This window comes from Phycisphaerae bacterium (genome assembly GCA_019636475.1).
Taxonomy (GTDB): Bacteria; Planctomycetota; Phycisphaerae; order UBA1845; family UTPLA1; genus JADJRI01.
The window spans coordinates 785,820-806,745 of the sequence record JAHBXN010000001.1; the positions used below are offsets into that span (position 1 = coordinate 785,820).

19 protein-coding genes are annotated in these 20,926 nt (G+C 59.4%); 1 reads left to right on the plus strand and 18 read right to left on the minus strand.

Annotation, left to right across the window (positions count from 1 at the left end; all coding sequences use genetic code 11):
- Nucleotides 1-23: 23 nt before the first annotated feature.
- The 12 genes from KF841_03060 to KF841_03115 form a co-directional block, all read right to left on the minus strand.
- Entirely contained in the window at nucleotides 24-251 is a 228-nt protein-coding gene (locus KF841_03060) for a hypothetical protein (GenBank protein ID MBX3394326.1), read from the minus strand.
- Nucleotides 252-376: 125 nt separating this feature from the next.
- Nucleotides 377-1,471 (minus strand): DUF932 domain-containing protein, encoded by a 1,095-nt coding sequence (locus KF841_03065; GenBank protein ID MBX3394327.1) that lies wholly within the window; start codon nucleotides 1,469-1,471, stop codon nucleotides 377-379.
- A gap of 257 nt (nucleotides 1,472-1,728) precedes the next feature.
- Nucleotides 1,729-1,971, minus strand: coding sequence for a hypothetical protein (locus tag KF841_03070; GenBank protein ID MBX3394328.1), 243 nt, complete (start codon nucleotides 1,969-1,971; stop codon nucleotides 1,729-1,731).
- Nucleotides 1,972-3,191: 1,220 nt separating this feature from the next.
- Nucleotides 3,192-4,340, minus strand: coding sequence for a hypothetical protein (locus KF841_03075; protein MBX3394329.1), 1,149 nt, complete (start codon nucleotides 4,338-4,340; stop codon nucleotides 3,192-3,194).
- Between the two features lie 59 nt (nucleotides 4,341-4,399).
- Nucleotides 4,400-7,441 carry a TraM recognition domain-containing protein gene (locus tag KF841_03080; protein ID MBX3394330.1) on the minus strand — a complete coding sequence of 1,014 codons (3,042 nt, stop codon included), beginning with the start codon at nucleotides 7,439-7,441 and terminating at the stop codon, nucleotides 4,400-4,402.
- Nucleotides 7,425-8,153, minus strand: coding sequence for a hypothetical protein (locus KF841_03085; GenBank protein ID MBX3394331.1), 729 nt, complete (start codon nucleotides 8,151-8,153; stop codon nucleotides 7,425-7,427). Before KF841_03085 ends, KF841_03080 begins: the two co-directional genes overlap by 17 nt.
- Nucleotides 8,147-8,788, minus strand: a complete 642-nt coding sequence (locus KF841_03090) for a hypothetical protein (protein ID MBX3394332.1) — start codon at nucleotides 8,786-8,788, stop codon at nucleotides 8,147-8,149. The genes KF841_03085 and KF841_03090 overlap by 7 nt, the downstream gene beginning before the upstream one ends.
- Before the next feature lie 588 nt (nucleotides 8,789-9,376).
- On the minus strand, nucleotides 9,377-10,060 hold the full coding sequence (locus KF841_03095; protein ID MBX3394333.1) for a hypothetical protein: 684 nt from the start codon (nucleotides 10,058-10,060) through the stop codon (nucleotides 9,377-9,379).
- 83 nt (nucleotides 10,061-10,143) lie between these two features.
- Complete coding sequence (locus KF841_03100) at nucleotides 10,144-10,449, minus strand: hypothetical protein (protein MBX3394334.1); 306 nt, start codon at nucleotides 10,447-10,449, stop codon at nucleotides 10,144-10,146.
- Between the two features lie 74 nt (nucleotides 10,450-10,523).
- Nucleotides 10,524-11,075 carry an antirestriction protein ArdA gene (locus tag KF841_03105; protein MBX3394335.1) on the minus strand — a complete coding sequence of 184 codons (552 nt, stop codon included), beginning with the start codon at nucleotides 11,073-11,075 and terminating at the stop codon, nucleotides 10,524-10,526.
- A gap of 46 nt (nucleotides 11,076-11,121) precedes the next feature.
- Complete coding sequence (locus KF841_03110) at nucleotides 11,122-11,367, minus strand: hypothetical protein (protein ID MBX3394336.1); 246 nt, start codon at nucleotides 11,365-11,367, stop codon at nucleotides 11,122-11,124.
- 854 nt (nucleotides 11,368-12,221) lie between these two features.
- Nucleotides 12,222-12,935, minus strand: coding sequence for a ParA family protein (locus KF841_03115; GenBank protein ID MBX3394337.1), 714 nt, complete (start codon nucleotides 12,933-12,935; stop codon nucleotides 12,222-12,224).
- A 1,339-nt stretch (nucleotides 12,936-14,274) separates the two neighbouring features.
- On the opposite strand from KF841_03115, the gene KF841_03120 reads away from it, so the two are divergent.
- Nucleotides 14,275-14,610 (plus strand): hypothetical protein, encoded by a 336-nt coding sequence (locus KF841_03120; GenBank protein ID MBX3394338.1) that lies wholly within the window; start codon nucleotides 14,275-14,277, stop codon nucleotides 14,608-14,610.
- Nucleotides 14,611-15,073: 463 nt separating this feature from the next.
- Here the strand turns inward: KF841_03120 and KF841_03125 are convergent, their stop codons facing one another.
- The 6 genes from KF841_03125 to KF841_03150 all read right to left on the minus strand — a co-directional run bounded on the left by KF841_03125 (nucleotide 15,074) and on the right by KF841_03150 (nucleotide 20,923).
- A complete protein-coding gene (locus tag KF841_03125; protein MBX3394339.1) occupies nucleotides 15,074-15,277 on the minus strand; it encodes a hypothetical protein in 204 nt (67 codons plus the stop codon).
- Nucleotides 15,278-15,789: 512 nt separating this feature from the next.
- Nucleotides 15,790-16,914, minus strand: coding sequence for a hypothetical protein (locus KF841_03130; GenBank protein MBX3394340.1), 1,125 nt, complete (start codon nucleotides 16,912-16,914; stop codon nucleotides 15,790-15,792).
- Nucleotides 16,914-17,357 (minus strand): hypothetical protein, encoded by a 444-nt coding sequence (locus KF841_03135; protein ID MBX3394341.1) that lies wholly within the window; start codon nucleotides 17,355-17,357, stop codon nucleotides 16,914-16,916. Before KF841_03135 ends, KF841_03130 begins: the two co-directional genes overlap by 1 nt.
- A gap of 13 nt (nucleotides 17,358-17,370) precedes the next feature.
- Nucleotides 17,371-19,578: a hypothetical protein gene (locus KF841_03140; GenBank protein MBX3394342.1), complete on the minus strand. Its 2,208-nt coding sequence runs from the start codon at nucleotides 19,576-19,578 to the stop codon at nucleotides 17,371-17,373.
- Nucleotides 19,579-19,619: 41 nt separating this feature from the next.
- Nucleotides 19,620-20,558: a PD-(D/E)XK nuclease family protein gene (locus KF841_03145; GenBank protein MBX3394343.1), complete on the minus strand. Its 939-nt coding sequence runs from the start codon at nucleotides 20,556-20,558 to the stop codon at nucleotides 19,620-19,622.
- Nucleotides 20,555-20,923 (minus strand): helix-turn-helix transcriptional regulator, encoded by a 369-nt coding sequence (locus tag KF841_03150; GenBank protein MBX3394344.1) that lies wholly within the window; start codon nucleotides 20,921-20,923, stop codon nucleotides 20,555-20,557. The genes KF841_03145 and KF841_03150 overlap by 4 nt, the downstream gene beginning before the upstream one ends.
- Between the last annotated feature and the right edge of the window lie 3 nt (nucleotides 20,924-20,926).

Below are 20,926 nucleotides of genomic sequence, written 5' to 3' on the forward strand. Positions count from 1 at the left end.
GCGACCAAGGTCAACGGAGCGCCTCAGCCGTTGCGTGAATGGAGGACGCGGGCCGAGCTGCGCGGGCCGAAGGCCGCGATGACGTTGATCGCGCCCGCCCAGAAGCGTGCCGCCTCGGCATCCCCGACCATATCGGCTTCGATCCGCATCGCTTCCAACATTTCCAGCACGAAGTCGATGTTCTCGCGACAAGCAGCCTGATACTGGGCCGCCTCGGGATTGGGCGGGTAGATGACGAACAGGGAATTCATATCTGTACAGTGCCATGTATTCGTGCAAAGCGCAAGCGGCAGTCAGGCGCCTGCGAGCACGTTGGCGGTGAAATGAGGCCCGGTGGTGCGTGGGCCTTGGGGGTAACCGTTCGAGCAACCTGAATTCAGGCCGCCAGGGCCAGCAACGCGCTGGCCCGCTCATCAGCTTCTGTGCGCTCGCCGGCATTCTTGAGCTTGCCTGCAAGTCTCGTCAACGCATCCACGAGACAGAAGATCGTGAAGCGGCCACGACGGGCGGCGATTTCGACCGCCTCCTTGGCCGCAGCGCGGGCGATACCCTGCTTGGCCAAGACCTTCAGCACGTCGTCGGCGTTGGAGCCGAGCTGCGTCTGCATCGCCTTTCGCATCACGGTTGCGAAGCCGTCGCGGCGCTCGTCGCGCCGGGCGACCAGCTTTTCGATGATCGTGCGAATCTGCCCGAAGCACTCATGCACGTTTGCCGTGTGCTTGCGGGTGAACTCGACCACCTCGACGGCGTCCCAGACAATGTGATTAGCGCAGACCGCCTGGAACCAGAACGTCTGAATGCCAACCGATCGTCGGCCGACTTCGCTGTTCCAGAGAAAGAACCCCGGAGCGAAGGCTTCGCCGTTGATCTCCGCCCAGCCCGTCGGGTCGATCAGGAAGCAGAACATGTCCTGCTCGCCGCAATACAGCCCGGTGCCGCGCGGAATCTCCGGCGCCGCGTCCGCGTCAAACGGCGGGTCGTCGTCGGCTGCGGGATTCGTTGTCACAGGCGTCCCTGCTTTCTGCGGTGGCTGAAAGTCGGTCGCGAACTCGCGAACCATCGACAGCAGGTCCGCGTTGTAGAGCCGCGTATAGGCGGCCCCGTGCATGGCGCGGACGGTCTTCTCCATCGTGAGCGCCTGAAGCGGCTTGCCGTCACGCGGCAAGGTCTCGAAGAAAATCTGGCTGGCGGTCGCTGCGGACACCCGGTTGAGCGTGTCCTTGTTCACCCCGGCCAGCCGACAGAGCTGGGAGTAGCTCCACTCGTTCATGTCGAACGTCCCGTCCTCGCCTAGGGCAATGCGAAAGCGCCCGCCGTTCGGCTCGGTCTTTAGGGCCTGAGGCGGATGCCAGCGGTCCACCGAGCGTTGCTTCTCATCCTGGCAGTGCTGCCAGAGATCCTGCAACGTGGCGAAGGACTCGTCGGCCCCGCGCGAAAACAGCTCATCATGGGCACGCGTGAGATTCTGCATGGTTCATAGCTCCTTTCGTGATGTTGGATTGAAACCTGATTGGAAGACCCGGATGTGCACCACCGGTCTCGGCCGCGGGGAATGAACTCCTTGTGGACGAGAGCGGTCGTGGTGTCGTCTTCCCGAGCATCGATGAAAAGGAGCAAGGCACGCCAGGTCGCCAATCACACGGAGTCGGCTGGGATCACAGCGGCTGAGTGCCGAGAGGTTGACGTGCTGCCGGGCGGTCGCCCGGAATCAACCTCTCGTGGTTGGAATCAGGCCTGCCTGTCCTGCGAATTCTCGAAGATCCAGGTGTGAGCCATGTCGGTCACCTTGGCAACGAGCGGCAGATCGTCGCGGCCGAACGAGTCGGACTCGGCCCATTTGTCGCCCGCTTTGTACAGCCGGCGGAGCTGCACGTTGTGCCGCACGCCGTTCTCCACTTCGTTCGCCCAGATCGTCGCTTTGATGCGGCCGAGCCGCACTTCGTGAGCCGGTCTCTCCTTGTCCTTGGGCATTGCGTCTTCTCCTGCCCGGGTTGGGGCAATTTCATTGACTTCGGTCATTGGTTCCTACTCCGATTGGTGCGTCGCGCGGGCGGTCAAACGCACGCAGTGCTTCCCCTGTAGCCGCGCTGACGATTTTGTGACGTTGCACCTCCTTCCTGTTCAACCTTGCAAGCACGCCACCCCTCTCAGGCCCGCGCGGCAATGAGGCCAAGTCCAGCCGGAGAGGGTGCGTTCGTGATACCAGCGATTGAATTGCCGCGGGCTGCGGCATGGGAAAGAACTGCTTACCGGCCGACCGTAGCACAGCTCGGCGCAGAGCGTCAACCCGCCACGCGTCGCCCCATAGAGCTCGCGAATTCAATTCGATCATCGGGCGGGTCTGCCGTCTAAAGCCGTCGCCTTCGGGTCCTCGCCCCGTCGAGGCCGGCAGGCCCTTGGGACCCGAAGGCGGCGGCGACGGCAGACCCGGTGTGCGTCGCTCCTCGACGGACCATCCCCACCTGCCGGTAATGCCTGAGCCGGAGGGTTCCTCGACATCGCCGTATTTCTGACGCGCATCGCCGTTGCCCAGCGGATATAATCCGTCAGTGGCAGCCCCGGCTCTTTGACAACCGCAGAGCGCCGTTTTCGCTGAGAAACAACCCCTTCGTGGGTTTCGTTGGCCCCTCGCCCGCCGGGGCCCTACAAGTGCGCGGGCATCTTCCCCAACAAGCGAAGGCGATGAGAGACGCAAGGACCAGCTCCGGCGTGTTGGTGATGATCTGCTGATAGCAGCGCTAGCTTCCTCCGGCCCATGGGCTGTTGGCAAGGTGGCGGTGTGGAATCAGGAGGGATTATCAACAGCACTAACTGAGAGTAAAAACGCTTATGTTATGGTTACTTCGACTTCTTCTCATCGGACCAGAGAGCTTCCGTTTGGCCAATTCGGACCGGCCGAAAGCTCCGGTCATGGTTGACATTCCGCCAGGCTCGAAGCCGCCGTTCCAGGAGTTTTGCTATGGGCAAATGGTGATTCGCGCATGGCAGAATTGGAACGGACAAGGAGAGCGGTACTTCAACCTCGACTTGGTGCGCTCGTTGGGACGCAACCGGATAGCGAAGTCCTTTCGGCCGGAAGACATTGACGATGCACGACGGTGCGTTGATCGGATGTCGGCCTGGTTGAGAGAAGGTCACTAATCGGTTTTGGCGTAGGGAGCGATTCCCTACGCCTCTTTTTTTTACGCCAGTCAGGGTCTGAGCAAGCCCATATCGCGCCATACGGGCGCAAGCTGCTGGAACTCCTCGAAGAGTTTTCGATACTCGGCCCATTGTGCATCGGTCTGGGGATAGGCGGTCGTCCACAGCGGGCGGTCGTTGCGTTCGAAATAACGACGGCCCTTCGTGTACGGTCCATAGAACTTCGACTTGCCGATTCCGATCGCTATGAAGGTCTTCAAGTCACGTGTTGCACCGCAACGCACAAGGTCGTTATACGATGGGAGTTCCGCCGGACCATCGATGAAAAGGTGTTTCGACGAGAAACCCAAGATGTCCGGATGGTTGATGAGAAAGCGGCCCTTCGCGAGGAACGGCTGATACTTAGCCTGGACGGCGGCATCTTGTGCCAAAGCGCGCAAACGAGCGGACTCGACTTGGGCCACTTGTTGCTCGGCAGCCGTGCGTGCACGCTCGGCCTCGGCCTTGGCAAGTTCCTCGGTCTTGCGCTGATGCTCGTCGCGGACGGCAGTCTCGATGACCTCTGCCCGCTCTTGGGCGAGTCTGCTGTCCAACCGGTCGAGCGCTTCCTGAAGCGTGATTTGTGCCGGGGCTTGAGGGGCGCTACGCAATGTGGTGATAATGACCTGCCGAAGGTCCATATAGGCCTTCGCCGCAGTCGTGAGCGCCTGTTGCTCGCGTTCGACCTGTGCGGACCAGTCGGCGGATGGGGCGTAGTCGCCGGTGTTTTCTTTGGTCGCTTCTTCGACCGGGATCATTAAGAGCTTCAGCCGAGCTTCGGCCGCCTCAAGCTGCGCGACTGTCCAGAGGTCTTCTTTTCGAAATGAAGCGGCAAACTTCTCGACAAGACCGTCGTCGGCCGCCAACCGGCGGCCTTCATCGTTGTTCATGAGCGCGAGCACTTCTGTGTCCCAAGCTTCCAGTTGCTGCTTGAGGCCGGCGAGGGCCGCCTGCGCTTCTTTCAGTTCAAGGGCTGCGGCTTGGAGTTTGACGCGATTCATGCTGCGTCGTTCGCGGTCCATCGAGTCGACGATGTTCTTCTCGGCAGATAGGACCGGCGGCTGTTCCGGAACCACGGGTTGTTGTTGGGATACACGCGGAATCGCAAAGCGTACGACCAGGACGATGACGGTCACGGCCAAGACCACGCCGAGAAACATCACGATTCGACCGCCGGACGCGCGGACGGGCAGCAATGTGTTGAGGCGCTCGCGTGATATCATTTCTCTGGCTCTCCTTCCTCGAGCAATGTGTGCAGGTCCTGAAGTCGTTGCACCATCGTTTTTTGATGAGGCGTGCGAGCCACTTCCGCGACAACCTCAGCGGCCTTGGTGCGTGAGTCCGACACCCCCGACGGCGCCTGTATCATGGTACCTGGCCGCGGTTGCGGCCAGGGCGCGTCGGCGCGTTGCTCAAACTCCTTGAATGTGATGTGGAAATCCGAAACCATGGGGAACGAGCAACCGCCGTATTGGGTGAGGCCACGTCCGCGCGTAACCTGCACAATACTGAAGCGCTCTCGATCGCTATAGTGCAGGATGTCCGACGGGCGCATGCGGGGACCGATGTGCTCGGTGACCGAAAGAGAACCTTCCGGGTCGGAGTCGGTCGGGGAAGCCCACGGCATGAGTTGTCCGAATCGCTTGGCGACCTGGTCCGCCAGTAGGTAGCTGGCCATCATCTCGGCCGAAGCCAGATAGTAAATGCTCTCACCGGAGGCGCGACTTAGCATTTCCTGGGCGATCTGGTCGCTGGCGGAAAAGACCTGACGATACCGCGTGTTGCCCTGCACTGTCGGAATCAGATCCACGTCGCGACGCTTGAGATCGCTGATCGTTTGATTTGCCAGAATCGCAGCCATGCCCGCACTGCGCGCCTGCCGCAGGATGATTTCGAGATTCTGGGAAACGACCTGCTGGAACTCGTCAATGAACACGTAGACCTGGTGCCCCGACCGTCCCCTGTGGACGGCGGCGCTGAGGAGCGAGTGCAGCGCAAGCTTGGCGATCTCGCGCACTGCCGTCTCTTCAAGGGCGGAATGAAGATAGAAATAGATGACGTGCGGACGGCTCACCACGGCCGGCATATCGATCTGATATTCGAGAATCTCCTTGGATACGCTCTCGGGCGTGATGCTGAGTGCATCGAACTCTGAGAGGCTATCAACGACCGTGTACAGGTGAGCGGCTTCCTCCAGCTGCTTCTTGTCGATGTGCAAGTCGTGGCGCCGGGACCGCAGGTCGTCCACAAAGTATTTCTGCAGGGCTCGGAAAGAATTGATCCGAGGATCATCGCGCAGCACCTTAACGAGGGTGTCACGGTGGACCGCCGAATAGTACGAGGTGCCATACCCCTCGCCGTAATCCAGTCCAAGCGACTGCAGCAGGACGGAGGCCTTTTGCGAAAGGGTCATATGCTCCATGTGCGACTGCAAGAATGGATTGAAGCCAAACGTGGTTCGGCCCGGAACATTCGTGAACCATCGAAACTGGATCCGATTGTTCTTGTTCTTCTGCCGCAGATTGGCAGCCTTCACGGCCAGGCGCGTGCCCTCGAACAAGGCCGGGTCGCCCTTGAGGTCGATGATGACGACGCTTGATTGAGGACGCCCAATCAGTTGAGCCACCAGCGGCGCGATGCCCAGCGCGCTCTTGCCTGAACCGGAATCGCCGGTGATGTGCGCGTGTTCGGCCAGGATGCGCGCATCAAGAAGGACGGGGTAATCAGCTTCGGGATTGAATCCGAGAAAGAGGTGGTCAGCCTCACGAACGAGCTGCTTCTCCGCATTCTGTGCGCTGAATTCGGATTCGGCCAAACGCTCGGCATAGGCCTGCCAGCGGGATACAACTCGCTTGCGGTGATATCGTGCAGCCGGTTGAGTCTGGTCGCCATCGGCGGGCGCGTCACCCTCTAAGGTCGCGTGATGATGGAGTAGGACGCGTGCACCGACGGCAAAGGAAGTCAAAAAGAGCAAGGCCGGCGCTGCAAGCGCTGAGGCGAGCACCGAAATCGCAAAGGAAATGAAAAAGAACGGCTCACCGCGAGATATGCCCTGCAAGGTCGCGAGAAGGTAGGACTCATGCGAGTCGAGGGGAAGGCTGGTTGGGCGTTGTCCGCCGACTCGCTGTTGCTGCTTGAATGCCGCATCGAATCGTTCACGGTCGGTCGCGGAAAGTTGGCGTAGATACGCATCGGATATGGCCCGCGGCTCAGGCTCCAGCAAAAGGCGGTGGTCGCGAATGACCTCGCTGAACGCCCAGGACTTGGCGGCTGCCACCTCCCACGGACCAGGTCCCCAAATTAGCGCCATGAGCGGGAAGTACGCGCAGAGCGGAACGACGGCAAGGGCCGTCAGGATGGTCGCGCAGTACGCTGAGGTTTGTCGGCGTCGGGCGTTGCCATGGGGACTGCGGAATACGCCGGGTGCGGGCGTGTCGTGCAAATTGTACGTCAGCCAGTTGCTCCAGCCATGGCAGACGCGGGCCAGAATGTTGCCGATGCTTTGCTTGCGATCGTACATCGCAGCCTGATAGCCCCCGTAAATGAGAAGTAGCGCACTAAACGTGAACACCGCGCAGATGCCCCCGAAGAATGGTCGGGGAATCAGGAGCTGGACAAGCAGAGCCGCAAGGAATGCGACGATGACGTACACGTATCCAAAGTCGTAGCGTGCGCGTTCCGCGATTTCGGCGGCAACAAGCGGCGTGTTGGTATCGGGCGTGTGCTTATTCGGCGCCCAAACTCTGCTGAGGCAGTGCCACAGAGAGACGACTGGCCAAGCCGAGCGCCATTTGAGCCGCGTTGTGCGCTGGAGTTGGGGATGGGCATGCATCCAATAGGCGTGATGGGTGATCATCGCGTGACAGAACGGAAGGCTGAAGGCGAGCGCGAGCAACCAAATGAGGCCCTGCAGTTCCGCAGCGGCAAGTTGGCTAAGAAGCCAGATCACCGGTGCTACGAGTAAGCAGCCGACGGTCTCAAACGCTGGCGCGCGAACGACAATCAGATAGAGCGCCTGAATCACGATGAGCGGAATGGCAACCCAGAGGAAGGCAGTCGTAGAGGTAAGCTCTGCGACAATTCTCAGCCCCAGCGCGAGAATCGCCCCCCACACGGAAACAGCAACGATCATCCAACGCGCCGCTCGCGCGATTTCTTTGGGCGAGAGAATCTGTGTGCGGTGGTCGAGCTCCATTCCTTCAACGGGAGGCAATTGCTCGACAGCAAGGGGGTCGAGGCCGTTGTCAGGCTTGAGACGCATTGCCTCGCTCCGTAGGTAAGAGTTCGCCCAGTTCCGGAAAATGCGCGAAGCGGAATTCAATCTCCGGGTGCAGACCGTCGAGATACCGCGCAATCTGCTTGGCGGCTCGCTCGCGGATCGTCACAATGGCGAACAGGAACAATCGCGGTCGAATCAGATTATGCTTCCAGGCTTCATTCCCAATCCGCTCGCTGATCAAGTCCTTCAAACGCGCACGAATGGCGCGCGGTTCACGGCGCGTGTCTACAAAGATGTAGCCCAGACGTCGTCGGCTGGCTGAATCGTCCAAGTAGTACCCCTCGGGAATCTTCTTGCCAATCACCAGCTCCGGGAACTCCTGACAAAAAACGCTGGGACTGAGAAGCCGGTACGGCCGTTCGCCCAGGCAGCAGAATGCCAGCCGGCCATAAACTTCCGCCAAGCGGGTTGGCCGCTGAAAGCCTTGGGCACCCGGTTCGAGGCGAAACTCGGTGACGGCTTGATGACTGGGATAGAAGTATCGAACATTGCCATACAGGGGAGCGCCTCTGAGGTATCCAGCTGACTTCATTCTGCGAACCCAGCTTTTGGCGGCATCAATTTCGCCATCGGGCCAATAGACCCGTCTAAGCGCTTCGTAGGTCGTCATGCGGAAGACGCCAACATGGTCGCCGAGGATGCGAGCGTCGTGCGCATTGATGCGAACGCCGGATGGACGAGCGGGTTCTACCATAGTTCGTAGCGCCTCCCGCGTCGATCGCAATCGTCATGAAACGCCTGTATGTCAGCCCTGCTGTACTTCCCGCCTAGTTCGATGACGAGGTCCGGTTGCCCGTCGGCGTATTCCAGGACGGCGTCAGGATCCTTCATTCGGAAGCCCGCCTTGGGCCGGAGGTCCTCGCCAACCCAAGCGTCTGCATCACGGGGCCGATGCCTGCGAAAATGGAGGTACACCGTCGCAAGGTTCAAATCGTGTGTTGCGTAGAGCGCGTCGAGGCGCTTGGGCTTGGGGGGGCCACCAAACTCTCGATGGGCTATTTTCGTGGCCACAAAGACCGTGAGCCTTTCCGGTGGCTCGCTTGATGCCCAGCGTTGGGCGAGGGCACGCGCAATGCGCTCGCAGTCGGGGGCGAGTTCACCGGGCGCCCATGTCTGCATGGGACGGCTCAAATTGAGCAAGGGACCGGCATGGACATGGCTCTCGCTGAGCCACCTGGCGGAAACCAGTTGCGACAGGCGCCGACGGGCTGGGACGGTCGGTTCGGCACTCTCCCGCCACCAAGACTCCGCGAGCTGCTGCAGCGAGAACAATCGCACGCAACACGCAAGCGCCTCGATGATCTGATTATCTCGATCTGTCCGAAGCATAGCCGGGACTCACTGGGCCGCCTGAGCCTCCGGGCTCGCAGTATACGTCGTACGACTTTGTGTTTCCAGAGCGAAGGGCGCCAGACCCCTCTATCGCGAATTCATGAATCCCGAATGTAAAGCCATGCCTCGAAGGTCTTTATGGGAATGGCTGAGAATTGACATGGCACGAAAAGAGACGATGCAACGTGCCATCGAGCGTGCCATGTTCACCTGAACGATGATAGGGCTGGGGGTGGATGTCCCAAGTCGCAGACTGGGGAATCCGGGTCGGCGACGAGCTGGTGCTCGACGGGTTGCGGGGAGCGGCCGGGCGGTCAGTCGAGGCCGCAGACGGGGGGATGGCGGGGATGTGGTTGGTCGCGAAGCGAAGAAAAAAGAATGTGCGAGCCGGATGTCCCGCGCAGCGGGGAGCGGCTTGGGCGGCTGCGGCGGGGGAATCCGAGCGAGTTCCGCTTGCCGAAATGGGCGGTACTTCGGTCGGAATTCCGAGGCCGGCCGGCCGGCCATCAGACACGCTGGATTCTGCCCGTTGACGACAGCCGCGGGGCTGCTCTTGCTTGCCTCGACCGCCCCCCCTCTCGCCGGTTACCGTTCGGGCTTTCGGAAGATAACGCAAACCTCATGGCGAATCGGGACGTCTTCCAGCGACCCATACGACCTGCCGTCAGAGCGGCAGTTGTGCTGGGCCTTGATGATGACGGACCGCAGCTCGCCGAGCTCGCCCTCGAGGTTGAACAGGTCCCTTGACATTGACACATACCGGCCCCGCTTTCGGATGTCGCCGACGAGCACAGCGAGTCGGCCTCCGGGAACAAGCGCGGCGTAGCATCGGCGCAGGCAAACCGTGAGCCGCTCCCGGAAAGCCGAATAATCATCGCAGGTGCTGAGGTCCGCCGGATTGTCGCTGTATCGAATGATGTTCCAATATGGCGGGTGAACCCATATCAGGTCGTATTGGCCCGTCAGGTTGTGAGCGTGGAGATTAAATCCACTCTTGAGGTCACTGCCCCAGAATTCAATATCGCTGCCGGTCTTTCGGTTCAGCCAGTTCACCACGTCACGGGTCGTTCCCGAGCCCATCATCGGGTCTGCGATGCGGCTAGCACCATAGCGAAGGACGAGCCCCAGGAATAGCCGTCCATCGCAGTTGCCGCGATACCTGGCGTCTCCCCAGAGGTTGCATCGCTCGGGATAGGAGACGATGGATGACAGGTTGTTTTTGAAGTCGTCGAGTTTCTCGATGATGTGTGATTCGGTCTTTGCATTCATAATCCTCGTTAGTCAGGTGTGAGAGCCTGCCGGATTTCTCCACCGGCGGGCGAATTGATTCAGTTGCGCATACACGTCGCGATTCAATCGCACGTGTTGGATGCCTTCCATTGGCTGAGCCGAACCGGGCGGAAGCGACGATCACGCACGTGTCGCCGTCCACCCGAAAACCGCCAGTTCTCCAAGTCGTCAAGCCAAAAGCTCATCGACTCAACATTCAGGGCCTTCACCAAGCCGTTGAAGCGGTTGATGCCGTCGAACTCAATCGGGTAATAGGCCGTCTCCAGCCCGGGCACGAAGAATCGTGCCCAGAGAATAGGGTCTGCATCCTTCTCGGTGGCACCGAGCGGCGGAATCTGTCGTCGGAGTTTGTTCGTTAGGAGTTTCATGTTTCCTCATGTTGCATTAAATGCCGCCGGCTGCACCGGCGGCGATTATTGGAAGTTGGACTGATTGAAGATGCTTACAGATTGCTGTCGAAAACGTGGACCTTTCCTCCGCACACAATCGTCAACACATCGCCGCTCAGGTCCATGTCGTGAGCGATTCCCTCGTAATCGATGTGATAGCGGATGAAGTCGGGGAGGTTGTTCAACTCAGCGGCGTAACAGTCTTCAATCGTCTCCTGGGTGAAGTCGGCGAGCGAATCGAAGGCCCCGCGATACCCCTCCTCCATGCATTGGGCGGCGTCGTCAACGTAACGGGCGCCACCGAAGTGGCTCACCAATTCGGCAAAGACTGGCCCGTGTTCGACGATGAGTCGCGCGACCTGGGCGACGCGCTCCAAGTCTTCATACTCGGAGAGGCGAAGCGTACCGAAATTCTCATAGTCGTGAATAGCCCACTCTTCGGCGATGGGTTCGGGCGACTCAGCGAGCATCTTCCTTACCTGCTCGCGGATTTCCTCGTACGACTCGCCTGCATCAATCCAACAGCCATGCAGGCGTCCGGCGTTATAGTCCGCCAAGGATGCAACATAAATCCTCGGTTTGTTTGCTGTCTCTTGTGTGTTCATGGTCCCCATTGAATGAATCGGCGGCTACACCGCCGGTGTTGTTTGTCTAACCTTGGTGAATCTCGAGTTGCAAAAATCGAACATCTCGCGGGTTTCGGTCCGGGCTGTGGACCGCAAACAGAAAGGCGAGCGTCTTCTTTCCAAAGAATCCAATTCGGTCTTGAATCGGGTTGCATTCGGGACACGAAACCAGCACGACGGTGTCGTCTTCCCCCAGCCCCAAATCCTCCCAGCGAGTGTGTTTGAAGTTCCAATGCTGCTCGCATCGCGAACATCTTCCTTTCATCTTCATGGCTTCCTCTCCTGCTTTTTTTGTCCGCGGCTGCACCGCGTCCAAGTTGTTTCAAATCCGGTAATGCTCCGGTCCGACGCTTCGAATCACCGAATCGGTGCGGCCTTCGCCCCAGCGATTCGACCCTCAAGTGGGCCCTGCCCACTTGAAAGGCTGATTGAAAACTTTCACGAACCCTGGAGTTTTCAGTCAGCCTTTCAAAAGAAACTGAGCGGCGTCGCCATCGGCGGCGGGGCGGTGTCCTCCGAGTGCAAAAAGCATGACAGTCCGGCGTGCGAGGGTCCGAATCGATTGGACTTTCGGCCGTTGCCTGTTGCGGCAAACAGTCTCGATAAAGGACTGGCATGATTTTTGTGGGGGTGGGGGCCGATGGCGATGCTGCTCTCCGCAGCCGGGGAGAAGGCGAGCGCAGCGAGCCTGTGGGTGGCCCAGGTGGGGCAATTGCGGGGCTGCTTACGCGTAGCCGGTCCAAGGTGCGGCTGGGTCTGCCGTTGCCGTCGCTGCGGTGATGCTGCTAAGTGTTTTCGTCTGCGATTTGAAAGCCGTTCGCGGTGAGCCAATCGCGAATTGCGGTCTCTGCGATGGCTTGCTGGGTGGCCGGCTCGGCGTTAGTGAGGACACGGTGAGCGGAAGCGTATCGAAGCGACCGGACGAGTGAGCAGCTGAGACGAAGCGTGACGGAGTGCAATGGAACATCGCGACGCGCAATTGTTGGCCTGTCCGGCAATGAGAGCTCGCGATGACGGCTCTGCCGCCGCGATAAAGGGGGTGTTGGCCGGCGGGTCCGAGGAATTGCCGATTGCGACGTTATGGCCGTCGAGTCAGACTGCCGGAGAAACGCTGCCTGTTCCTTGCTAAGTATCTGCGCCGTGGTCTGTCGGGACATACGTGTGCTCAGTCAGCTCTGATAGTAGTTGCGTGGTTTCGAGCGCGGCTGCCCTCGCTCGATGCCCCATACGCCAGACGACTGTCCGCTGGCCAGGGGCATCTGCAACGGCTTCACGCAAGTGGAATGCGTTGCGGCAGACGGGTACGCCAAGTGACTGGGCGGCCTCCCGTGCGTCGCGTGTCAGGTGGAATCGCCTGTCCCGGATTCGGGTCAGGACGATTAGGGCTTGCGGCAGGCCCGGCGAACGTACTGCCCGGGCGTTGTGCAACATGCGGACGGTCGCAGCAGTCGATTCAAGCTCCGGAAGCGTGACTCCGCAGGGGATGATGGCCAAATCGGCCACAAGCAGCAACGCCCGAGTGGTTTCCGAGAGATTTGCTGGGCCATCTGCAATGACAAGGTCGTGTGTTGGGCGAAGCCTCACCGCAGCCTCTATGACCTCGTCGGCCGCATGGTGCGTGACGAGCGTGACTTCCGGCGCGGCGGCATGAATCCAGGGACTTGATGAGGCTTGGCCGTCCGCATCGATGAAGGCAACCCGGCGTCCTTCCGCTCTCAGCCAGGCCGCCAGATGGACTGCCAGCGTCGTCTTGCCCACCCCCCCTTTTTGATTGACGATCGCGACAAGCATACGGCAACCATGACACAGTCGTGCCCATTCCTGCAAGCATGCATACATGCAAGCTCATGGTTCAGGTTGCAAGCAAGCATGCACGCAGTCTCGTGAAGATGAAGAAGAAACGGCTTGCGCGATGCGCGCAGAGTCGTATGCTGGAATCGGAATGAAAGGTGCGGCGACACTGGGATGACGCCGTCGCCAGAAACGAAAAACCGGGAGGCATTAAGTAGGCAATTACTGAAGAAAGGAGCCCCCACACGGGCTAAGCAACCCACACTGAGGCGTGATTGAGGGGGATTTGGTCGGAACAACCCAATCCTACCACGTCTGCGGTGTTCGTCAACGGCAAAGTGATCGCCGTCGGCGTCGGAGTTCGTGCTCCGCCCGCTGAGGAGACTCTGCTCTGGCTTCCCTCGTAAAGGGAGACAACACTATGAACACAGGCGTCGAAAGTAAACGTGAAATGGAGCGGATACCCGGTGGGTTTCGGAGGCTTGCCGTGAGAGACCTCCTCGTAGCGTGGCACGCGTATCAAACCGAAAGGCAGCTAAGTTATTTCGATTGGCGTGTGTATCTGGCTTTGCACGAGGTCGCGGAGCAGCAAGAAGCGGCTCAGGCACGGCGTTCGAGAAGGGGTGAGCGTCGACGTACTCCGGCGCGGACGGACGTTGTGCAAAGATGCGTGAAAATCGTGCGGGCCAAAGATGCACGGTTAGTCCGCGCGGCTTTGCGGAGATTGGTCGCAAGCGAGCTGATATTGACAGCCGACTTTGGCTTTTCCCCGCGTCGCGCCGTCGGCACAGCCCACAGTCGGGCGTCTCAACAATGCACTCATCCGATTCAACGTCGGAGCGTTGCGATTCCGCGGACCGTGATCCGGCACTTGGCTTCCGGCAGGCCGGCTGTCGAAGCAGCGACCGTGCTGGGCTTGCTGATACGATGCGTGTTCTATCATCGCAACGGCGGATGGAGTTGTGAGGGCTCGTGCTCCGCCGCATTCATCGCGTCAACGTTCTCGGTGCACCTGCGAAGCGTGAAGCGAGCGCGGCGCCAGCTCGCGCAGTTGGGCTGGATGTCGCCGCTTTCCGCGGACCACTGGCACATTCAGGCTTACGGGGGCCGCGTACGGGTTAGCCTCGCGGCGCCTGGCGGGACTCAGCGTGAGCATTCATCACGATTCGCTGCGCAACGTGTGTCACCCTCCCATCGTAGGTTTGCACGCCGATTGTCACCCCCAGTAACAAAACAATCCCTCCTAACGGAGTACAAAAACCAACCCAGGGAAGAGTCTGGTGTATTAGGAAACGCCCTACTGCGCCGCGTACTTCCCGATGACCTGCGAACCCCGAGCCGCGTGTTGCAGCTTTACGGAGAGGCTGTTTCTCGTGGATGGGTGAGCGTGAGCGACTGTGACCGGTTGCGAGTATTTGCAGCAGCCGTCCATGCACGGCGCGTCGGAGAGAATCCGTGTGCGTTGTTCATTGCGGTGATAAGTCGGGGGCTATGGAAGTTCATTTCTCAAGCGGACGAGGACAAGGCGCGATCCGAGTCCAACAGTCTTTGCGACCCGGTACGAAGCGGAGAGGCAGCTTCGATCCAAGGTGACATTGTGGCGGCTGATCGGAAGAATCTGCTGTATCGCATCATCCGCGACCTTGCTTCGTCGCGGGGGCTTCAACCGGCCAAAGGGAGGCCAGCCAGCGGAAGAAATGGGCAGCCGAGTCTGGCGGCGTAAGAGTCTCGGAGTGTCATTGGTGTCAGTGGATCATGGGCGACTGCGCACGAGATGAAGCAAAAAAGGGCCCTTCCGCGAATTCCGTGGGTCGGCCGCAATACAAAGGGGTTTATCGCTTGCGGGCCGACGGCAACCACCGGTACGCTGCACGAGCCGTCGCGGAGGATAGGGCAACGCTGGGGAGCGACCCGAGCGCCGCGACGGGGCCGTACGGCACGGGCGAAATCCTTCGTTTTCGGGGGGTTTCGCCTGATTCGGGGCTGCCGGGGGCCTGAATGCGCTAAACCCAAACATCGAACCACCAGTCACGTTTGATCGCGAGAACGGTCCAAAACCGAACAGAACCCTACCGAAACACACCCACGGAAATGGCGGAAGGACCCAAAAAAGAAACCCTGGAGCGGAGATGCTCCAGGGTAAACGCGGACGACCGAAAAATCGGGCGCCCGCGTTGTTCGGCGTTTTAGAGGCCGCTGGCCCTGATCCGTGCGACGAAAATCAGAAGCACGGCCAGCATGATGCCGATCATCATGACGGTAAACGCCAGCAATACCAGCGTGTGTTTGATCCGCCATAAGATCAGCCCCAGCGATGACTGTCCCTTCTTACGCCGATCGCCCTTCTTCCTTCCTCGCTTCCTGTTGTATTCAAAGTCATGGTTTGCCATGGCTTGTTCTCCTATGTTAAAGGTCAGTGGTTCATCCAATGACCTGGTTTACCCAATCACTTCAACGGCCCTCCGCGGTGGCGGAAGGCCGGTCAAGCACGGGAGGAGAAACAACCGTCGCGAGGAAAAAAGGGCCTAGGCAGTCTTGCCTCGTTCGAACGCCGAACCTCTCCGGTCGAATTGTTTGGAGCCTGGACCGGGAAGGCTCATGTAAACCCCACGAGGGGGTTAAGGCCGAGTGATCGCGACTCGTTCGTTCGCGCCTGTCCACCGGGTTTTCAAAGAGCAGCATGGGGGCCACGGATGGCCGCCCGCAGCATTATATCCAGCTAAGAACCGCCCCAATAACCTTGCCCAGGAAGAAATCGCGTGACCCGCCCGCGGAGCCCTCGCCGTCAAGAATCGCTCACGACGGGTATTTGACAGGTGCCCGCTGGCGCGGTGCGCGGGGGGGCCTGCAAAAAACCGCCCGTGGCCATTACGGAAATGGAAAGGCCGGCTGAACGCCCGCCTCAGGCAGTTCTCAGGCATTCTTCGATTGCTTGCCGTTCCCAGGGTCCGTAGGAGCCTGGATCTTGCTCGAAGCGCCTCCACGCCTCCGACGTAAGGGAGACGGGATTGAATTTGGCAACGGTGTTCTGGCTGGCGCTGGTCTCGGGATGGGCCTCTTCGAGCATGTCGTCCAGTGTCCGGCGCAAAGGCACGAAGAGCTCCTCAAGCCAGGTGCCCTCATAGTCCTCACGGATGTTCATGAGGCCGGCTGCGTCGTTCCATGATTGTTGGATCTGCTCCGTAACTGAGTGCAGACCGGCCTGCTCCCCCTTGTCAATCAGCAATCGGGCCCTCAAACGGGTGACGGGATGGCGCCGCATAAGTTGGTCCTTTTGCGGAACGTAGTATTCCTCGGTTGAGCGAAGATGAAAATAGTGAGAAAAGGACTTCAGAAAAGACTCGCCGCCGATCGCAAGGCCGACAGCATCGCAGAAAAACTCTTGGACCCAATTGTACCACACGGTCATCACGCGCTGCCGAAACGAATCATCGCTGCTGCCGGCGCCACGCTGGCGCACCGTGGCAGGCGCCAGTACATCGCCGACGCGCCGCTGAAAGTCCGCGACCAAATCGTCCATTTCGCGCTTTCGGCAGACGTACAACAAATGGCCGAACTCGTGAAACAACAACGGAAGATATAGCAACGTCAGGCGACGTGAGACGGGCAGCAAGTAGATCGGCGGTACTCTATCTGTTGGATATACCGCGAATACTCCGTCACTGATTCCGAAGGGCAATGACACGGTCGCGGCGTGTGAATCGTGAAGCCACCGCAGAACCAATAGGGCAAGGCGGTCTTCAGGTCGGTGACGGATGATCGGCGCGGCGAAACGAGCGTTAATCAGGTCAAATAACTGCGTTGTGCGTTGAGTCTGATCAAGGATGTCCGGGAGCGTATCAGGTAGATCAAATTCGAGATCCTTGAGTGTTCTAAGGACATCGGCACGGAGTTGGGCGCACACCTGCGACACGTGCCCTGCAAAGGCAGTCAGTTCGCGCACGGTCGGCGTGCCGCCGATCGCTGACTGCACAACTTCGATTTGGTGCAGCAAGTCTCGATTGGCATGCACGAGCGACGCGCGCATCAAAAGTCCTCGACGATTGCCGACACATTCGCCTGCTGGTGTCGCGACACAACGCGCCGCAGCTCAGCCAGGCAATCGAGCAATTCCTGTTTTGCTCGACGGTCCTTTGCGTCCAGCAACGTGGCGGCCGCACCGGGACCGGCGCGCATAAGCGTTGAGTGAAAATTGCTGGCATCCCGCTGGGCGTTCTCGAATCCGGTCGCCAGCTCTTTCAATCGTTCGTCTAATCCCAAGAAGCGCTCTTGCTCGGGAACATCGGCGAGTCGTTGTAACTCCGCGAAGAACCGACGTAGCGTTTCTTGTGCACGCTGGACACGGTGACGGCGGTCGGGATCGGAAACGCCGGCTAGGTCGTGCTTGATACCGATCGAGAGATCGTTGATCGCTTGCAACAGCGACAGATCCGAAAAGAAGCTCTGTATGTCAAGCCATTCCTGACTCATGGTCTTTCTCCGTCTACCTAATCCCCCTCATGTCACGTGCAACGCGGTCTCTTAGGATTTCATCGCTATCTCGAAGCGGCTGCGCGTAGCGATACGCCTTGCCCGGGCTTGTGAAATTCAGGTGCGAGAGCGCGAAGAATCCCTTGGTGCCGCGACGTAGATCACTGCCATCGTGGGCAACCAGCATGCACGGGTCAGCCGTCGCCCGCCGCGATAGCGTCGCGGCGCCCGTACAGGTGACGAGGGCGGTGTTGGGCGTCAAATATATCGCTTGCCCTTCAAGTGCATTCTCGGTGTCCGCTGGTTTCGAAAACCGATGCTTCCACATCCTCGCGTGCTTGACGGTTTTCTTGTGCACGTCGAGCACGTCGACAACCGCAGCCTGGGCGAGGTAATCGCGCTTCTTCCATCGCAGTAAGCCCTCCCGAATACCCTGAAGTTCGAATCCACACTCATGACCGTCGCGAAGCACAAGCATCGAGCGTAACGGATCAAATGAAGATCCCCTGTAGTCGTTCATTAGCGCCTCGATCTTGTCCGCGAGTTGGCGAGGATTGATAGTTTCGTGCTGGTGATCGCCCTTCGGCCAGGCGACAGTCGTCCGGAAGATGCCAGGGCGGAGGCCTTGGTCTCGGCAAATTAGCAGGGACAGTGCGAAATAACGGCGAGCCTCGCTTACATCGATGGCCAAGCAGCTCTCATACGGCCAATCTGCGATTCGCCACGGAGTACACTCCATCTGGTTAAGCAGGTCGTACACCGAATGCAGCAGTATGTCATCCCATTGGCGCGCGAAACCGTTAGAATTCTGTCCATGTGCATTGCGAGCGTGCCACGCTTTCAGCAGTTTGAATTTGGTCATGCGTTTGATACGCCAGCCCGCCAGCTCGTGTGACAGAATCGAATACGCCGCTCGATCACGGTCGTCGAATACAATCACCGCGACCCCGGTGGATCCGGAAAGCTTGGCAACCATTTCTTCAGAGCTGTCGGCTTGCACAACACGCACGTTAAACGTGCGCCCGCAAAAGTCTTGAAGCAGGTCGACAACACCCGCCACAAGAGCCTCCGTCACGGCGTCGCTCCAATCCCCAATTGACCGAGGGACGACTACATGAAGCTGCCGACCAACGGACTCCTCAAATCGAAATACGCCTCCCTTGGCCAACGCGTCGCGGCGCCTCGCAAAGTATGTGCGATAGGCGCGAACGGAAGGCTCAGCAGGCGGGCGGACAGCTCGAGCCAATCCGAATGAGAGTGTCGGGCAGGGAAGTAATTCGTGCTGATCTACGGTTGGCCGCCAGAGATCCTCGTTCATTTGGAGGCCGAGTGTCTTGAGCGGGTTCGGATTCAAGGTACGCCACAATTGCAAGAGCTTGTCGCGCCGCTCTGATGGCGGCATCGTGGTGCGCGATCGTAGCTGCTTGGGCATGAATCGCGGGTCAAGCGAAACGCGTAATCGCAGCAGTTTGGCAGCGACAGGCTTCGCGCCGATCATGCCGGGGAATGAGACATAGGCTACAGGGTCATCTGGAGCGATCTCAAGCGAAGGTCGGGTTGCCTGGTAATACTCGAAAAGGGAACCATAAGTCTCATGTGGCAGCTTAATGGCGCCTGTTGTGGCGCAGGTGGTGCCAGAGGCGAACTCGTGAAAATAGCATACCTGTGCTACGGTTCGCCGGACCTGATAGAGCAGAGTCCCCCGGCGATCGTTGCGATGCTGCCGAAGGCGATTGAACTCCCTGCGGCGCTGGTCTCGCGCGCTCGCGGGAATGTGCTCATCGAAGTAGTCCGCGACTGTCATCTCGGTTTGAAACAGGTGGTGAAAATCGAAAATGACGCCAATTCCAAGATCCGGAAGTGCAATCGTAGAGAAGGAAAGGCGCGGGAGCATTTCGATGCCGCCAGCGACCTGCTCCGGCTTGGGGTCATGCCAGTAGCGGACTGACTGAGAGGTTCTGACATAGCGGTCTGAACGATGAAAGGAATGAACCAGGGTCTTCTGCACGAGTTCAGCAAGAACGCTTTGGTCGGGCTCGGCCACGACACTGAGCCGGCGATTCGAACCGGGGTGGACCGTAGCATGCCAGGTATCACCCTCCAATTGCAGCGGCGCAGAGCCCGCATTGCATGCAATCAGTTCCCTTTGGGCGGAAGAGGCGGGCACCGCGATTACGCCGTGTCGGGTTCTCAGCAAACTGCACACGCCTTGAAGCAGCATGGGCGAACGATCAGCCGATTGCACTTGGAGTCGTTGAAGCGTCAGCTCATTGCCTGAAAAAGGGGCAGCGATTCGTATGTTTGTTTCCAGTTGGGGGCGGCTGTGATCTTCGGACAAATCGACTGGAACTTGCACCGCCGGCAGACGTTCTCTTTCATGCATGGCGTAAATACCTCTTCAACACCTTCTCGCCCGTACTGATCAAGCTCGTCCATGAGCTCGATGTCCTGCAACACACGTGCGCGACCTCGATGGATATGTTCAGTGGTAAGCAGCGTTGGTGGTTCGAGCGTCCCGTTGCCGAGAAATGCGCGCTGGGCCGTGATGGTTGTGCCTCGCAAAGCTGCATCTTCGGACGCGAACCATGAGTAGATGAACAACTGCAGGCTATCCTGGGGACCGTGCGATATGCCGATCTTCCAGTCTATGATCCGCGAGTTCGCCGCATCGAACACGAGCAAGTCGATTTCACCGGTGATGATCCAGCGTCCGACGCGCAGCCCGGAGATTTTCTTGCCAACCGTCACGCCAGCGCCTGCGATTGAAGCTCGTAAACGGACCAATTCTGGAGCGTCGAAATAATGGTGAAGCGCCAGCGAGAGCTTGCCTCTCGCCCTGCCAGTGGCGTCTTGTGCGGCAGAATCGGGCCCGAAAAACTCCAAAAGGGCATTGTCGGAACGCAAGGAGGCCGTGTCTCCACTTCGGTTCTGTTCGACGATGCGATCAAAGTCATTCAGTGCCCGTTGAAGAAACCACGCGGGGCTCCATTCGGCACCGCGACGGAGGTGAAGGCGAATCTGTTGTTCCAGGATCTTCCCGGCGAGCATGTCACAGTTGGACAGCGCCTTGAGGCGGCGAACGTCAGCCTTGAGTTCATCTCTTAAGGGGCAGTCCTTGTCGGCCGCGTAATACTGATAGAAGTACTGTCGCAGGCAGGTATCGAGCGTGATTCGTCTCGAATATGAGTAGCGGTAACTCATCCGTTGCTGCCCTCCTGGCCAGGATCTCGCAAGCTCTCCAGCTTGCCAATCAGGGCTTCCCACTCCTTGCGCGAGAGTTTCATCGAGGAGGCGGCTTGAAGGAAGCGCTGAGCTTCAGGTGCCTGAACTATGGCCTCCTCCACTTGAGAGGGCATTTTCCTAGCAGCTGCCAATAGCTCCTCGGCGTCGCAGCGGACGGCCTTGGCAATCCGCAGAATTGTGTCGCCCGCCGGAGCGGGGATTCGGTCGTTTTCCAGCTTGCTGACGTAGGAAAAATCCACGCCCACTTCCTCGGCGAGTCGACGCTGGCTGATGCCGGCGTCTCGGCGTCGTGACCGCAGCAGCTGTCCGAACGATTGAGCCATGTT